The sequence below is a fragment of the Mariluticola halotolerans genome (genome assembly GCF_021611515.1).
In the GTDB taxonomy this organism is placed as follows: domain Bacteria; phylum Pseudomonadota; class Alphaproteobacteria; order Rhizobiales; family Devosiaceae; genus Mariluticola; species Mariluticola halotolerans.
On sequence record NZ_CP090960.1, the window covers coordinates 989,975 to 1,005,275 of the forward strand.

The 15,301-nt window shown below is 56.7% G+C and carries 11 protein-coding genes and 1 tRNA gene; 1 reads left to right on the forward strand and 11 read right to left on the reverse strand.

The window, feature by feature from the left end:
- Positions 1-4: 4 nt before the first annotated feature.
- The 9 genes from rpoC to L1P08_RS04780 all read right to left on the reverse strand — a co-directional run bounded on the left by rpoC (position 5) and on the right by L1P08_RS04780 (position 12,381).
- A complete protein-coding gene (gene rpoC, locus L1P08_RS04740) occupies positions 5-4,219 on the reverse strand; it encodes a DNA-directed RNA polymerase subunit beta' (RefSeq protein WP_303618855.1) in 4,215 nt (1,404 codons plus the stop codon).
- 76 nt (positions 4,220-4,295) lie between these two features.
- Positions 4,296-8,450, reverse strand: coding sequence for a DNA-directed RNA polymerase subunit beta (gene rpoB / locus L1P08_RS04745; protein WP_303618856.1), 4,155 nt, complete (start codon positions 8,448-8,450; stop codon positions 4,296-4,298).
- A gap of 310 nt (positions 8,451-8,760) precedes the next feature.
- Complete coding sequence (rplL, locus tag L1P08_RS04750) at positions 8,761-9,135, reverse strand: 50S ribosomal protein L7/L12 (RefSeq protein ID WP_303618857.1); 375 nt, start codon at positions 9,133-9,135, stop codon at positions 8,761-8,763.
- Between the two features lie 50 nt (positions 9,136-9,185).
- The gene (rplJ, locus tag L1P08_RS04755) at positions 9,186-9,704 is read right to left on the reverse strand and encodes a 50S ribosomal protein L10 (protein ID WP_303618858.1); all 519 of its coding nucleotides are present in this window, start codon (positions 9,702-9,704) and stop codon (positions 9,186-9,188) included.
- Between the two features lie 366 nt (positions 9,705-10,070).
- Entirely contained in the window at positions 10,071-10,763 is a 693-nt protein-coding gene (gene rplA, locus L1P08_RS04760) for a 50S ribosomal protein L1 (protein WP_303618859.1), read from the reverse strand.
- A 5-nt stretch (positions 10,764-10,768) separates the two neighbouring features.
- Complete coding sequence (gene rplK, locus L1P08_RS04765; protein ID WP_303618860.1) at positions 10,769-11,197, reverse strand: 50S ribosomal protein L11; 429 nt, start codon at positions 11,195-11,197, stop codon at positions 10,769-10,771.
- A gap of 116 nt (positions 11,198-11,313) precedes the next feature.
- Positions 11,314-11,844, reverse strand: coding sequence for a transcription termination/antitermination protein NusG (gene nusG, locus L1P08_RS04770; RefSeq protein WP_303618861.1), 531 nt, complete (start codon positions 11,842-11,844; stop codon positions 11,314-11,316).
- 38 nt (positions 11,845-11,882) lie between these two features.
- Positions 11,883-12,077 (reverse strand): preprotein translocase subunit SecE, encoded by a 195-nt coding sequence (secE, locus tag L1P08_RS04775; protein ID WP_303618862.1) that lies wholly within the window; start codon positions 12,075-12,077, stop codon positions 11,883-11,885.
- Between the two features lie 228 nt (positions 12,078-12,305).
- Positions 12,306-12,381 (reverse strand) — tRNA-Trp (locus L1P08_RS04780).
- A 420-nt stretch (positions 12,382-12,801) separates the two neighbouring features.
- On the opposite strand from L1P08_RS04780, the gene L1P08_RS04785 reads away from it, so the two are divergent.
- Positions 12,802-13,881: a TAXI family TRAP transporter solute-binding subunit gene (locus L1P08_RS04785; RefSeq protein ID WP_303619497.1), complete on the forward strand. Its 1,080-nt coding sequence runs from the start codon at positions 12,802-12,804 to the stop codon at positions 13,879-13,881.
- Between the two features lie 81 nt (positions 13,882-13,962).
- Here the strand turns inward: L1P08_RS04785 and L1P08_RS04790 are convergent, their stop codons facing one another.
- Positions 13,963-14,490, reverse strand: a complete 528-nt coding sequence (locus tag L1P08_RS04790; protein WP_303618863.1) for an invasion associated locus B family protein — start codon at positions 14,488-14,490, stop codon at positions 13,963-13,965.
- On the reverse strand, positions 14,491-15,276 hold the full coding sequence (locus L1P08_RS04795) for an invasion associated locus B family protein (RefSeq protein ID WP_303618864.1): 786 nt from the start codon (positions 15,274-15,276) through the stop codon (positions 14,491-14,493).
- Positions 15,277-15,301 lie beyond the last annotated feature (25 nt).

Below are 15,301 nucleotides of genomic sequence, written 5' to 3' on the forward strand. Positions count from 1 at the left end.
TGCCCTATTCGGCAGGCTCTTCCTGCGGCTCGGGGCTGTCGGCAACGGGTGCCTCCAGTTTGACCGATTCCGCCTGACGGCGACGCTCTTCAAGGATGAGGTCATCACGCTTGCCGGCAATATGCTTGACCTGCGAGATGCCTGCACCGGTACCGGCAGGAATGAGCCGGCCGACGATGACGTTTTCCTTGAGACCTTCGAGAAGATCGGCCTTGCCGGAAACCGCGGCTTCTGTGAGCACGCGTGTGGTTTCCTGGAACGAGGCGGCCGACACAAACGAACGGGTCTGCAACGATGCCTTGGTGATACCGAGAAGAACCGGCACGCCATGAGCTGGCTTCTTGCCTTCGGCAATCAGCTCTTCGTTGAGCTCGTCGAAATCGACCTTGTCGATCTGCTCGTCTTTCAGCAAGCCGCTTTCGCCCGGATCGGTGATTTCGACCTTTTGCAGCATCTGGCGAACGATCACCTCGATGTGCTTGTCGTTAATCAACACGCCCTGCAAGCGATAGACTTCCTGGATCTCGTTGACGAGGTAGCGTGCAAGCTCCTCGACGCCCTTGATCGCCAGAATGTCATGCGGTGCCGGATTGCCGTCGAGAATATATTCACCCCGCTCAATGGTATCGCCTTCCTGAAGGTGGAATGGCTTGCCCTTGGGGATCAGATACTCAGCGGGTTCCATCGTCGCATCTTCAGGCTCGATGATGATGCGGCGCTTGTTCTTGTAGTCGCGACCAAAGCGGATGGTACCATCGATCTCGGCGATGATGGCGTGATCCTTGGGACGACGGGCTTCGAACAGTTCGGCCACACGCGGCAGACCACCGGTGATGTCCTTGGTCTTGGCGCTTTCGAGCGGAATACGTGCCAGCACGTCACCCGGTGCCACCTTCTCGCCGGGCTCAACGGCAATAACCGCATCCACCGAGAGCAGGTAGCGGGCTTCGCCACCACGATCGAGCTTGACCACTTCACCGCCGCGGGCGACTGCCAGTGCCGGGCGCAGGCCGTCACCGCGCTGGCTGGTGCGCCAGTCGATAACAACACGCTTGGTAAAGCCGGTCGCCTCGTCGGTCTGTTCGGAGACCGAATTGCCGTCGATGAGGTCCTCAAAGGCCACTTCGCCCTCAACTTCAGCGAGGATCGGACGGGTGTATGGATCCCACTCGGCCAGACGCTGACCGCGCTTGACCTCGTCACCGTCATCGACACGGATCTTGGCACCATAAGCCACACGGTGGACAACGCGGTCATTGCCTTCGCTATCAATGATAGCGACCATGACGTTGCGGCCCATGGCGATCAGCGACTTGTCAGCCAGCTTCACGACATTGCGGTTACGGATTTCGACCTTGCCTTCGACGCTTGCCTCAAAGAACGAGCTATCGACAACCTGTGCCGTACCACCAATGTGGAAGGTACGCATGGTCAGCTGGGTGCCCGGCTCACCAATGGACTGTGCAGCGATAACGCCGACAGCTTCACCGATATTGACCGGAGTACCGCGGGCAAGATCACGTCCGTAGCAAGCCGCACAGACACCCTGACGGATGTCACAGGTGAGCGGCGAGCGGATGCGGGTCGTCTGGACCTTTGCCGCCTCGATGGCATCGACAAGCGCTTCGTCGAGCAATGTGCCACGGGGTGCGATAACTTCGCCCGTTGCCGGGTCGACAATATCGTCTGCCGTGGTACGGCCGAGGATACGCTGGCCAAGGGAGGCCACGATCTGACCTGAATCGACGACCGCTTCCATGGCCAGGCCACGATCTGTACCGCAATCAATCTCGGTAATGATCGAATCCTGGGCCACGTCCACCAGACGACGGGTCAGATAGCCGGAGTTAGCAGTCTTCATGGCGGTATCAGCCAGACCCTTACGGGCACCGTGAGTGGAGTTGAAGTACTCCATCACGGTCAGACCTTCCTTAAAGTTCGACGTGATCGGCGTTTCAATGATCGAGCCATCCGGACGGGCCATAAGACCACGCATACCGGCAAGCTGCTTCATCTGGGCCGGTGAACCACGCGCACCGGAATGGGCCATCATGTAAACCGAGTTGATCGGCTTCTGACGTCCTGTTTCCGCATCGACATCGACCGCAGAAATGCGGGCCATCATCTCGTCGGCAACCTTGTCACCGCACTTGGCCCAGGCGTCGACAACCTTGTTGTACTTCTCGCCCTGGGTGATGAGACCGTCATTGTACTGCTGCTCGAATTCCTCGACCTGCTTGCGGGTCGCCTCAACGATGCCAGCCTTGGTGTCGGGGATAACCATGTCGTCCTTGCCGAACGAAATACCGGCGCGGCACGCATGCTTGAACCCGAGATCCATGATGCGGTCACAAAAGATCACGGTCTCTTTCTGACCACAGCCACGGTAAACCGTGTCGATCATCTTGGAGACCATCTTCTTGGTCATGACCTGGTTACAGACCTCGAAAGGCACTGCAACGCTCTCAGGCAGCAACTGACCGATCAACATACGGCCCGGCGAGGTCTCGACCACTTCGGTCGTGACATTGCCTTCGGCATCGACCCGTTTGACACGGCCCTTGATCTTGGTGTGCATCGTGACCGTACCGGTGGCCAGAGCATGCTCTAGCTCGCCGATATTGCCGAAGGCCATGCCTTCGCCCGGCTCGTTGTCGTTCATCAGGCTGAGGTGATAGAGGCCGAGAACGATATCCTGCGAGGGCACAATGATCGGCTGACCATTGGCGGGGTGCAGAATGTTGTTGGTCGACATCATCAACACGCGGGCTTCCAGCTGGGCCTCAAGGCTCAGCGGCACGTGAACAGCCATCTGATCGCCGTCAAAGTCGGCGTTAAACGCTGTACATACCAGCGGATGCAGCTGGATGGCCTTGCCCTCGATCAGGATCGGTTCGAAGGCCTGGATGCCCAGACGGTGAAGGGTGGGCGCGCGGTTCAACAGAACCGGATGCTCACGAATCACTTCGTCAAGGATATCCCAGACTTCGGGCTTTTCCTTTTCAACCAGCTTCTTGGCCTGCTTGACCGTGGAGGAGAAGCCCTTGGCTTCCAGCCGCGAGTAGATGAACGGCTTGAACAGTTCGAGCGCCATCTTCTTGGGCAGACCACACTGGTGCAGCTTGAGTTCCGGACCCACGGTGATAACCGAACGGCCGGAATAATCGACGCGCTTGCCCAGAAGGTTCTGGCGGAAACGGCCGTGCTTGCCCTTGAGGTTGTCCGAGAGCGACTTGAGCGGACGCTTGTTCGCACCGGTGATGGTGCGGCCACGGCGACCGTTGTCGAACAGGGCGTCAACGGCTTCCTGCAGCATGCGCTTTTCGTTGCGGATAATGATATCCGGTGCACGCAATTCGATCAGACGACGCAGACGGTTGTTGCGGTTGATCACACGACGATAAAGATCGTTGAGATCCGAGGTCGCGAAACGGCCACCGTCCAGCGGCACAAGCGGACGCAGTTCGGGCGGAATGACCGGAATGATCGTCATGATCATCCATTCAGGCTTGTTGCCCGAAACGATGAACTGCTCAACGATCTTCAGGCGCTTGGCCAGTTTCTTCGGCTTCAGTTCGGTGGTTGCCTCGGCAATTTCCACGCGCAGCTGATCGGCGATCTTTTCCAGCTCGAGCGACATCAGCATTTCGCGAATGGCTTCAGCACCGATCATGGCGGTGAAGCTGTCGGCACCATACTGGTCCTGGGCGTCGATATACTGCTCTTCGCTCAGCAATTCATACTGACCAAAGGCTGTAAGACCCGGCTCGGTGACCACATAGTACTCAAAGTACAAGATGCGCTCGACATCCTTGAGCGTCATATCCAGCAGAAGCGCGATGCGGGACGGCAACGACTTCAGGAACCAGATATGCGCCACGGGTGCCGCGAGTTCGATATGGCCCATGCGCTCGCGCCGAACGCGGGACAATGTGACTTCAACGCCGCACTTCTCGCAGATGACGCCCTTGAACTTCATGCGCTTGTACTTGCCGCAAAGGCATTCGTAATCCTTGGTCGGGCCAAAGATGCGTGCACAGAACAGGCCGTCGCGTTCTGGCTTGAACGTACGGTAGTTGATGGTTTCCGGCTTTTTGATTTCGCCGTACGACCAGGAAAGGATCTTCTCCGGGCTCGCGATATTGACCTTCATCTGGTCAAAAGTCTGCGCCTGAGCCTGCGGATTGAAGGGGTCCATGACGTGGTGATGATGATTCATCTCAGTCTCCTCGTTCCGTTCATCCGGGTATCAGACCCGAATGAACGAATTGAAAATGGAATTAGGGGGCGCCGGATTATTCCGCCGCGTCCACAGGAGGCTCAAGCTCGCCTTCGGCGGCCGAAGACAGCTCGTCTTGTTCGGCTTCCAGCTCGCTCTCGGTCAACTCGACATTGAGGCCAAGCGAACGGATTTCCTTGACGAGAACGTTGAAGCTCTCGGGGATACCCGCCTCGAAGGTGTCGTCGCCGCGCACGATGGCCTCATAGACCTTGGTACGGCCGGCAACGTCATCCGACTTGATGGTGAGCATTTCCTGCAAGGTGTATGCGGCACCATAAGCTTCAAGCGCCCACACCTCCATTTCACCAAAGCGCTGACCACCGAACTGGGCCTTACCACCCAGCGGCTGCTGGGTAACGAGGCTGTAGGGGCCGATCGAACGGGCGTGGATCTTGTCGTCCACCAAGTGATGCAGTTTGAGCATGTAGATATACCCAACCGTCACCTGCCGATCGAACTGCTCGCCGGTACGGCCATCGTACAATGTGGACTGGCCAGTGCCCTTGAGCCCTGCCCGTTCCAGCATTTCCACGATGTCATGTTCCTTGGCACCGTCGAATACCGGGGTGGCAATGGAAACGCCCTTGGACAAATGCTCGCCGAGACGCACAACGCTGTCGTCATCGAGATCGGTCAGGGTTTCGTCACCTTCAAACAGGTAGTCGATTTCGGCCTTTAGCGGCTTCAGATCGCCCTGCTCGCGGTAAACGCGCATCATCTCATCGATCTTACGGCCCATGCCGGCACAGGCCCAACCCAGATGGGTTTCAAGGATCTGACCAACGTTCATACGTGAGGGCACGCCGAGCGGGTTCAAGACGATTTCAACGGGGGTACCGTCTTCGAGATAAGGCATGTCTTCCTGCGGGACGATGCGGGAAACAACACCCTTGTTGCCGTGACGGCCAGCCATTTTATCGCCGGACTGGATCTTGCGCTTGGTTGCAACAAAGACCTTGACCATCTTCATGACGCCTGGCGGCAGCTCATCGCCACGCTGCAGTTTGTCGACCTTGTCGATGAACCGCTGCTCAAGCAGCTTGCGGCTCTCGTCATACTGGCCCTGCAGCGCTTCGATCTCCTGCATTACCTTGTCGTCGTCGATGGCGAACTGCCACCACTTCGACCGCGGCTGGCTGTCAAAGATCGAGTCATTGAGCTTGGTGCCTGCCAGATAGCCCTTCGGGCCAGCCGTTGCGGCCTTGCCGAACAGCATTTCCTTCAAGCGGGCGTAAACGTTCCGGTCCAGAATGGACTGTTCGTCGTCACGGTCCTTGGCCAAGCGCTCGATTTCCTCGCGCTCGATAGCCATGGCGCGTTCGTCCTTGTCGATGCCGTGGCGGTTGAACACCCGGACTTCAACAACAGTACCAGCATCCCCGGGCGGTACGCGCAGGGACGTGTCACGGACGTCAGAGGCCTTTTCACCGAAGATCGCGCGCAGAAGCTTTTCTTCCGGCGTCATCGGGCTTTCGCCCTTTGGTGTGATCTTGCCGACCAGAATGTCGCCGGGGCCAACATCGGCACCAATGTGCACAATACCGGCTTCGTCGAGATTCTTCAGGGCTTCTTCGGAAACGTTCGGAATATCCCGGGTGATTTCTTCAGGCCCAAGCTTGGTGTCACGGGCGTTGACTTCATATTCCTCGATATGGATCGAGGTGAAGACATCTTCCTTGACGATCTTTTCGGACAGAAGGATCGAATCTTCGAAGTTGTAGCCATTCCAGGGCATGAACGCGACGACCACGTTGCGGCCGAGCGCCAGATCACCCAATTCGGTGGAGGGACCATCCGCAATGATGTCGCCAGCATTGATATGGTCACCCACCACAACCAACGGACGCTGGTTGATGCAGGTTGACTGGTTGGAACGCTGGAACTTCATCAGGTTGTAGATATCGACGCCGGACTTGGAAGCGTCGGTTTCCTGAGTGGCACGAATAACCACGCGGGTTGCGTCCACCTGATCCACGATACCGGAGCGCTTGGCGACGATGGCAGCGCCACTGTCGCGGGCCACAACGGCTTCCATGCCGGTACCGACATATGGCGCCTGCGACCGCAGAAGCGGCACAGCCTGACGCTGCATGTTCGATCCCATGAGAGCGCGGTTGGCGTCATCGTTTTCAAGGAACGGAATGAGCGCTGCAGCCACCGAGATGACCTGCTTGGGGCTCACGTCCATGAGATCGATCTGCTCACGCGGCGTCAGGGTGACTTCACCTGCATGACGGGCTGTGACCAGCTCGTTCTGGAAGGTGGCGTCATCGGTCAGCTTGGCGTTGGCCTGGGCGACGCGATATTTCGCTTCTTCCATGGCCGAGAGATAGACAACCTCATCGGTGACCTTGCCGTCCACGATCTTGCGGTACGGGGTTTCGATGAAACCGTATTTATTGACGCGGGCGAAAGTGGCCAGCGAGTTGATCAGACCGATATTCGGACCTTCAGGGGTCTCAATCGGGCAGATACGGCCATAATGGGTCACGTGCACGTCGCGGACTTCAAAGCCGGCGCGCTCACGGGTCAAACCGCCCGGCCCAAGCGCTGACAGGCGGCGCTTGTGGGTGATTTCAGACAGCGGGTTGGTCTGATCCATAAACTGGCTGAGCTGCGAGGAACCGAAGAACTCGCGGACAGCAGCGGCAGCCGGCTTGGCGTTGATCAGATCCTGGGGCATGACCGTGTCGATTTCGACCGAGGACATACGTTCCTTGATCGCACGTTCCATGCGCAACAGGCCAAGGCGATAATGGTTTTCCATCAATTCGCCGACCGAACGCACACGGCGGTTGCCGAGATTGTCGATATCATCGATTTCGCCACGACCGTCGCGCAGATTGACGAGGGTGCGGACGACTTCAACGATGTCTTCCTTGCGCAGAACGCGGACCGTATCTTCGGCCTCGATATCCAGACGCATGTTCATCTTGACGCGACCAACGGCCGAGAGATCATAACGCTCTGAGTCAAAGAACAATGACTGGAACATCGCCTCAGCGGTTTCGATGGTGGGGGGCTCACCCGGACGCATCACGCGGTAGATGTCGAACAGCGCATCCTCGCGGGTCTCATTCTTGTCGACCGCGAGCGTGTTGCGCAGATAGGCACCGACAGTGACGTGATCAATGTCGAGGATCGGCAGCTTGTCGAAACCGGCTTCCACCAGCTTTTCGAGCAGCTTCTCGTCGATCTCGTCACCGGCTTCTGCGTAAATCTCACCTGTTTCAAGGTTGAGCAGATCCTGAGCGATGAACTGGCCGTACAGATCCGTCTCTTCGATGAGAAGGTGCGTTGTGCCGTTTTCAGCGATCTTTTTGGCGGCGCGTACCGAGAGCTTCTTGCCGGCTTCATGCACGACATCGCCGGTCTTGGCGTCGATCATGTCATGGGTCGGCTTGGCGCCCTTGACTTTCTCGGGATCAAACGGCTTCTGCCAGCCTTTTTTGGTCTTCTCGAAGGACAGCGTGTCGTAATAGGTGTCGAGGATTTCCTCGGCATCCATGCCCAGCGCCTTCAAAAGCGAGGTTACCGGAATTTTACGGCGGCGATCGATACGGGCGAAGACGACATCCTTGGCGTCGAATTCGATATCGAGCCAGGAGCCACGATAGGGAATGATGCGGGCTGCAAACAGCAGTTTACCGGACGAATGGGTCTTGCCCTTGTCGTGATCGAAGAACACGCCAGGCGAACGGTGCATCTGCGAAACGATAACGCGCTCTGTACCGTTGACGACGAAAGTACCGTTCATGGTCATGAACGGCATGTCACCCATATAAACGTCCTGCTCCTTGATATCCTTGACGGAGCGCGCGCCGGTTTCCTCGTCCACTTCAAAGACGATCAGGCGCAGCGTCACCTTAAGGGGAGCTGCAAAGGTCATGTCGCGCTGGCGGCATTCCTCGGTGTCATATTTGGGCTGTTCGAATTCGTAGGAAACGAATTCCAGCGAGGCTGTATTGGAAAAATCCGTGATCGGGAAAACCGATTTGAACACGGACTGAAGCCCCTCGTTGGCGCGGCCACCTTCGGGCACATCAACAAGCAGAAACTGATCATAAGAGGCCTTTTGAACCTCGATCAGATTGGGCATCTCCGTGACTTCGCGAATGCTGCCGAACGATTTGCGCACCTTGCGGCGGCCGTTGAACGTGGTAGCCATGAAAGCTCCTCATGTCTCGAATGTCACACGCGAAGCCGGCAGACACAAAAACTTGCCAGCGGACGCGCATTGTCACAAGAATCACGCATGAGTGGGCGCCGCACGCGCACCATCCCTGGCAATTCTGTCTGGAAGCAATTGTCCAAAACACCGACAATCAGCCGTCGGTCCTCGGGACAAATGCCCTCTTCACTTCATATAAACCGCAACTTGACGCCCTACCCTTTTGAGGCGGCGTCCCACTCTCCATACACGAGAATGGGGAAAGGGAGCGGCAGAAACCCGCCGCTCCCAAACATAAGATCGTGAACTACTTGAGTTCGACGGTCGCGCCAGCGGCTTCCAATTTGGTCTTCAGCTCTTCAGCTTCAGCCTTGGCAACGCCTTCTTTAACGGGCTTCGGTGCACCTTCAACGAGTGCCTTGGACTCTGCGAGGCCAAGACCGGTGATGGCACGGACTTCCTTGATGACGTTGAGCTTCTGATCGCCAAACGCGGTCAGAACGACGTCAAACTCGTCCTTTTCTTCAGCGGCTTCAGCGCCAGCACCACCAGCAGCTGCGGCAACAGCCACAGGTGCAGCGGCGGAAACGCCCCACTTTTCTTCAAGCATTTTCGAAAGCTCGGAAGCTTCGAGAACAGTCAATGCAGACAGGTCGTCTACGAGTTTATTAAGATCAGCCATTTTGTTTCCTCAATGGTTTCAGTTCGAAATGTGGATGGGATCGCGAAGCGCTATGCGGCTTCACCCTTATTGGAATATGCAGAAATAACCCGTGCGACCTGGCCACCCGGTGCCTGCACAACGGCTGCGATCTTGCCGGCCGGCCGCGTAAGCATGCCAGCGAGCGTTGCGCGCAGTTCGTCGAGCGAGGGCACAGATGCCAGAGCCTTGACGCCAGAGGCATCAAGTTCGGTCGAGCCCATTGCACCACCAAGAACGACAAACTTGTCGTTCTTTTCGGCGAATTTGATCGCGACTTTCGGCGCGACTACGGGATCTTCCGAATAGGCAATAACAGTCGGACCCTTGAACAGGTCCGAGATGTCTGCATTCTCGGTTTCTTTAAGAGCGAGCTTGGCAAGGCGGTTCTTTGCGACCTTTACCGATCCACCAGCCTGTTTCATCTGCACACGCAGACTTTCCATATCGGCTACGGTGAGACCGGCATAGTGAGCGACGACGATTGCGCCCGAAGACTTGAAAGCCTCCGTAAGCGAACCGACGAGCTCAGCTTTTTCCGCTCTATCCACTGCTTCTCTCCACACTAAGCCCGGCACAAAACGAGCACCGGACGTTGCCAAATGCTGCCTTTTGAACACCACCCCGAAAGATGGTCAAAAAGGCAACGGTTCAACGCCTGTCAACCAGCGCCGATTTTCCAACAAAGGAAGGTGACGGCACCCGGTCTGGATCGAACCGAAACAATGACAAGGGCACATGGCCCGAAATCTCGTCCCGATTGTCACCCCATCTATTGCAGGCCTCTATTGGTTTAAGACGTCCCGAGGGACATCACCCGCAGTCTCGGACAGGACTTTGCCGCAAGAAGAACCCGAAGGTTCGATACGGCATTCCGGGCGATCAGGACCGCCCGAAACTTGTTCGTCGCAAACGTTCTACTGGAGAACGCTGGACGGATCCACGTGAACGCCCGGGCCCATGGTCGAGGACACGGCAACACGCTTGATATATGTACCCTTGGCACCAGCCGGCTTTGCCTTGGACACTGCATCGGCAAATGCCTTGATGTTCTCAAGGATCGCCGCTTCAGTGAAGGAAGCCTTGCCAACGCCTGCATGCAGAATACCGGCCTTTTCGACGCGGAATTCAACAGCGCCGCCCTTGGCAGCTTTCACAGCGCCCGCCACATCGGGGGTCACCGTGCCAACCTTCGGGTTCGGCATCAGGTTACGCGGACCCAGCACCTTACCGAGACGGCCAACGAGCGGCATCATGTCGGGGGTGGCGATGCAACGATCGAAATCGATCTTGCCGTTCTGGATCTGCTCTGCCAGGTCATCAGCACCGACGATGTCAGCGCCAGCCGCGCGGGCTTCATCAGCCTTGGCGTCCTTGGCGAATACAGCAACGCGCACCGTCTTGCCTGTACCATTGGGCAGGTTGATCACGCCGCGGACCATCTGGTCAGCGTGACGCGGGTCAACGCCCAGGTTCATGGCGATTTCGACGGTTTCGTCAAACTTTGCGCCGGCACGTTCCTTGACCATCTTCACGGCTTCGTCGATGCCATAAAGCTTCTTGCGGTCAATGCCTTCGGCGGCGGATTTAAGTCTCTTACCTGCAGCCATTGCTCTTACTCCTGAACCTCAAGACCCATGGAACGCGCGGAACCGGCGATCTGCGCCATGGCAGCTTCAACGGTGTGCGCATTCAGGTCGGCCATCTTCTTTTCAGCGATTTCGCGCAGCTGGGCCTGCGAAATCTTGCCGGCAGTCTCATGACCAGGCTTCTTGGAGCCGGATTTGAGGCTGATGGCCTGCTTCAGGTAGTAGGTAACCGGCGGCATCTTGAGTTCGAAAGTGAAGCTCTTGTCCGCAAAGATCGTGATGATCGTGGGGATCGGAGCGCCCTTTTCAAGTTCCTGCGTCTTGGCGTTGAATGCCTTGCAGAATTCCATGATGTTCAGGCCGCGCTGACCAAGAGCCGGGCCGATTGGGGGCGAAGGGTTCGCCGCGCCGGCCGGCACTTGCAACTTCAAGTAGCCAGTAATCTTCTTTGCCATGATCGTCCTTTCAAACTATCTCGCTGCGCAAACGCAGCATGTTTTGACGTTCGTGGTGCGAGGTTTGCTCGACGGATGGCAACCGCCGCCCTCTCCCACAAGTCTGTTGAACAAGCCTAGAGTTTCTCGACCTGCCCATATTCCAGCTCAACCGGGGTCGCCCGGCCAAAGATGGAAACTTCTACCTTGAGGCGCGCACGCTCCTCGTCGACTTCCTCGACAAGGCCGTTAAAGCTGGCGAACGGACCGTCACTGACGCGTACCTGCTCACCCACCTCAAACGAAATCGACGGCTTGGGCCGGTCAACGCCTTCCTGCACCTGCTGCAGGATCGACATCGCCTCAGCCTCGGAAATCGGCATCGGTTTATTGTCCGATCCCAGAAAGCCCGTCACTTTCGGTGTATTCTTGATCAGGTGGAATGTCTGATCGGTCAGTTCCATTTTCACCAGCACATAGCCGGGAAAGAACTTCCGTTCTGCATCCACCTTGCGACCGCGCCGAACCTCAACGACCTTCTCGGTCGGCACCAGCACGTCGTCAAACAATTCTTCCAGTTTCGTCTGAGCGACTTTTTCCCGGATCGATTCCGCGACCTTACGCTCAAAGTTCGAATAGGCCTGGACGATGTACCAGCGCTTGGCCATGCCGCAATCTCGCTCCTAAATTCTTCTATATATATCCGCTAGCGGATCGACAGCATCAGCTGAACCAGCCACGAAATCGCCTGATCAGCCAAAAGAAAAAACAGACTAGCCAAGGCAACCATCACCAACACCATGATCGTGGAAATCAGCGTCTCGTTACGCGACGGCCAGACCACTTTGGAAATTTCCGAGCGCACTTGCTGCAGAAAGACAATCGGGTTGGTCCGGGCCATGTGCTGATTCTACCTTTGACGTTCTTTAGTCCATAACCAATAGCCGCGCGAGTCACCTCGGCGGCATTGGACGTCGTTATCTAGACAAGAGTTGTGGCGAAAGCAAGGACCTGAGAGGGAAAATTTTAACGTGGCGACCAGACCCGCCGCCCCGGCAGCCGCGCCACACCCAATTTCATCGATGCACAAAAGACCAATTTCAGCGCCGTGCGCGCAATAATGATGACTTGGCAGGGGCGGAGGGACTCGAACCCACGACCCTCGGTTTTGGAGACCGATGCTCTACCAACTGAGCTACACCCCTACTGCCGCGCAGAGGTCTAATTGCAAACCCATCCGGGCGCAAGCCCTTTTGGCACCCTGCCCCATCAGAATCGCAGCGATTTCGGAAGTACAAATTCCCACACGATCCGGATGTATTAAGGAATTCAACTCAATCGCCATAGGCTGGCGACACTCAACTTGCTTATAAAGCACTCTCTAAAATTTATACAGATTTTTCTGTTTTAGACTTGCCTTAAAATCGTCTGCTTTCCCCATCTATCAAGTACAGACTCGACGTTGGTAACGATAATTTGTTGTTTATTACCGAATATTATCAAAATGGAGTATATGCCGTGCCAACCACTTAGCAGGACGCATCCGGTGATGGAATGAACAGGGGTTATTTGCCCGCGTTTTCCCATGATCCGGATCAGACAAGGGTTGAGGTTTAATTATGACTATGAACAAGACGCTCGCGCACCTTTTGGTGTCGCTTGGACTTATTTGTGTTTCCACCAGTATTGCGCAATCCCGGGGCCTGGAGGTCAATATTATGACCGGCAGCTCTACAGGGACCTATATTCAGATCGGCAAGGACATTGGTGGTCTTGCCGAACATATCGGCCGTAATGTTACCGCCGTTGAGTCGGCGGGCTCCCTCGAGAATATCGAGGCCGTGCGCAAACGCCCACTGACACAGTTCGGCATCGTGCAAAGCGACGTGCTGGATTTTATTCGCACCTTTCGGCAGGACGATGTTGAAATGAGCCGGATGGCGCGGAATACCCGCATCGTGTTTCCCCTCTATAATGAAGAAGTTCACATTGTTGTGCGGCGCAGTTCGGGCCTCAATGTGCTGGCCGACCTGTCCGGACGCACCGTTGCAATCGGCGAACCGAATAGCGGCACCAACCTGACGTCGACATTTCTGTTCGAAGTTGCCAATGTCCGCCCACAGAACATGCTAACGATCTCATCGAGCGATGGCATGGCCCAGCTTCGGACCGGTGCAATTGACGCGTTTGTTTATGTTGCCGGCGCGCCCACAAAGCTGCTCGCAGATGCTGCAGCGAGTGATGACCTGAAACTGCTCTCGGTTTCCAGTGAATCGGTCGGTGGCTATTATGGCACCAGCACAATCCCGGCGGGCACCTACCCCTGGCAGAAAGAAGACGTCACCACGGCCGCTGTTCGCGCCGTGTTGATGACATTTGAATACGACCCCCGCCGCAACGACTATTTCAAGCAATCCTGCCAGGCTGTGACCGAAATCAGCTACCTGATCAAGGAACATCTTGATGTGCTGCAGGCCACCGGCCATCCCAAATGGAAACAGGTCGACCTCAGTGCCATTCCGCCGGGCTGGGAAGTGGCGCAATGCGTGCAGACTGCACTGCAGGAGGGCTACAGGCTTCCAGTTGACGATTCAAGCATCGTCCCGGCGGCAATATCGACCCCTTCGACGGGATGTGAATGCTCCAACCTGCTCAACCCGGTGGCGCACCGGCTTTGCCTGATGCGTATTTGTAACGCGGAATAAATGCCTAAAACCTTTCACGAAAAAGGGCGCCTGCGAGCGCCCTTTTTTTTCATGCTGCCGGTTACCTCCGCGAGGCAAGGTTCACTTGCCCTGGTTTTCCTGACGCTGGAATTCCTCCATGCTCATGCCCGGGCCGTCCAGCGCTTCTGCCAGCGCCTGAGTGTCAAAGGACACGGTGAATGGCTCTCCTTTGAGGCTGAAGCCTGTCACCTCGAGCGTATCGGTCTGGAGAATTTTTGTGAGCAGATCATCCGTCATCTGGAAGTGCGCTGAACAATAGCCAGACTGGCACAGCAGGTATTTCCTGTAGTTGGTCTCCGGTGCATCAAGGCTCCAGATCCAGCCACGGCGCAGGCTGAGGCCTACCCGCAAGGACAGAACCAGCAGCTTTCCGTCGCCAGACAGTCTCATGAGCATCTGCCCGCGCTGCCCGTCGGCGTCGGTTACGATCTGCCGGGTGACGCAGCTTTCATTCTTGGTTCCCGGATCGGTGCAGACCTTTTGCCAGGGGCCAACATTGTCTTCTGCAAATGCCGGCAAGTTACCCGGCGTGACGAGGGCAATGACAAGGGCTGCGATCGACAAACGTGAGAGAAATGAGCCGGACATTTATTGCTCCCCTGGCGCATCGAAGGTTTTGGTAAAGCCGGAAAGGTCGACTTTCACGGAGACATCCTCATTCTTCAGGTTCTTCCGCGTCAGGGTGAGCGTGTTGCCCCTTTTAAGAGCTGCCGTGGGAAGGCTGGTCGCGTCAGCAAAACAAGACGTTTCGTTACAAAAGCTGAAGGTTACCGCGAGCGGCGCCTGTTGATCGACCTGCCAGGTCATATCGAAAAGGACCAGCGTGTCGGCGGGCACGGTTGCCATGGCGTAGGGACTTTTGCCGTCTGGACCGCCTGTAAAGGCAAACACAGCCTTGTCTGGACCGCCGGCACCGACCGCGCGGCGCTGCAGGGTGCACAATCGGCGCGCCCCCTCCCCGTTACAGGTTTTAATCCATCGGGTTGCCACGGCCATGACCGGCACTTCTTCAGCCTCGTTAGTCGCGGTCTTGGCGGCTTTTACAGGTTTGGGGGATACCTTGCCGGCTGGCTGAGCATGTTTTGCAACCTGGGGGTGGGCCTCAGCCACTTTTTTGCACCAGAAAGCTGCCAGCTCAGCTGTGACCAATGGCATGGCCCAACCGGGATGCTTGCTGGTCATGTCATCAATATAGGCTTGTGCCGCCTTGAGCGTTTGCGGCCCCAGATTGCCATTCGGGGCGCCAGCATCAAATCCGAGACTGTTCAATTCATTCTGGACGCAAATAATGTCGGCTTCGGCTGCCCGGCCGATTTGGCTGGCGCCAATGCTTATTGCAAACACCGACAGTATCAGGAGGAGTATTCTGCTCATTGCGCCTGACATACCCCTCATCCTC

What these genes read in the sequence shown, in the direction of transcription:
- rplL (WP_303618857.1), bottom strand. Translation starts at nt 9,135, where the DNA reads ATGGCTGATCTTAATAAACTCGTAGACGACCTGTCTGCATTGACTGTT.
- L1P08_RS04790 (WP_303618863.1), bottom strand. Translation starts at nt 14,490, where the DNA reads ATGTCCGGCTCATTTCTCTCACGTTTGTCGATCGCAGCCCTTGTCATT.
- secE (WP_303618862.1), bottom strand. Translation starts at nt 12,077, where the DNA reads ATGGCCCGGACCAACCCGATTGTCTTTCTGCAGCAAGTGCGCTCGGAA.
- L1P08_RS04795 (WP_303618864.1), bottom strand. Translation starts at nt 15,276, where the DNA reads ATGAGCAGAATACTCCTCCTGATACTGTCGGTGTTTGCAATAAGCATT.
- rpoC (WP_303618855.1), bottom strand. Translation starts at nt 4,219, where the DNA reads ATGAATCATCATCACCACGTCATGGACCCCTTCAATCCGCAGGCTCAG.
- rplK (WP_303618860.1), bottom strand. Translation starts at nt 11,197, where the DNA reads ATGGCAAAGAAGATTACTGGCTACTTGAAGTTGCAAGTGCCGGCCGGC.
- L1P08_RS04785 (WP_303619497.1), top strand. Translation starts at nt 12,802, where the DNA reads ATGAACAAGACGCTCGCGCACCTTTTGGTGTCGCTTGGACTTATTTGT.
- nusG (WP_303618861.1), bottom strand. Translation starts at nt 11,844, where the DNA reads ATGGCCAAGCGCTGGTACATCGTCCAGGCCTATTCGAACTTTGAGCGT.
- rpoB (WP_303618856.1), bottom strand. Translation starts at nt 8,450, where the DNA reads ATGGCTACCACGTTCAACGGCCGCCGCAAGGTGCGCAAATCGTTCGGC.
- rplA (WP_303618859.1), bottom strand. Translation starts at nt 10,763, where the DNA reads ATGGCTGCAGGTAAGAGACTTAAATCCGCCGCCGAAGGCATTGACCGC.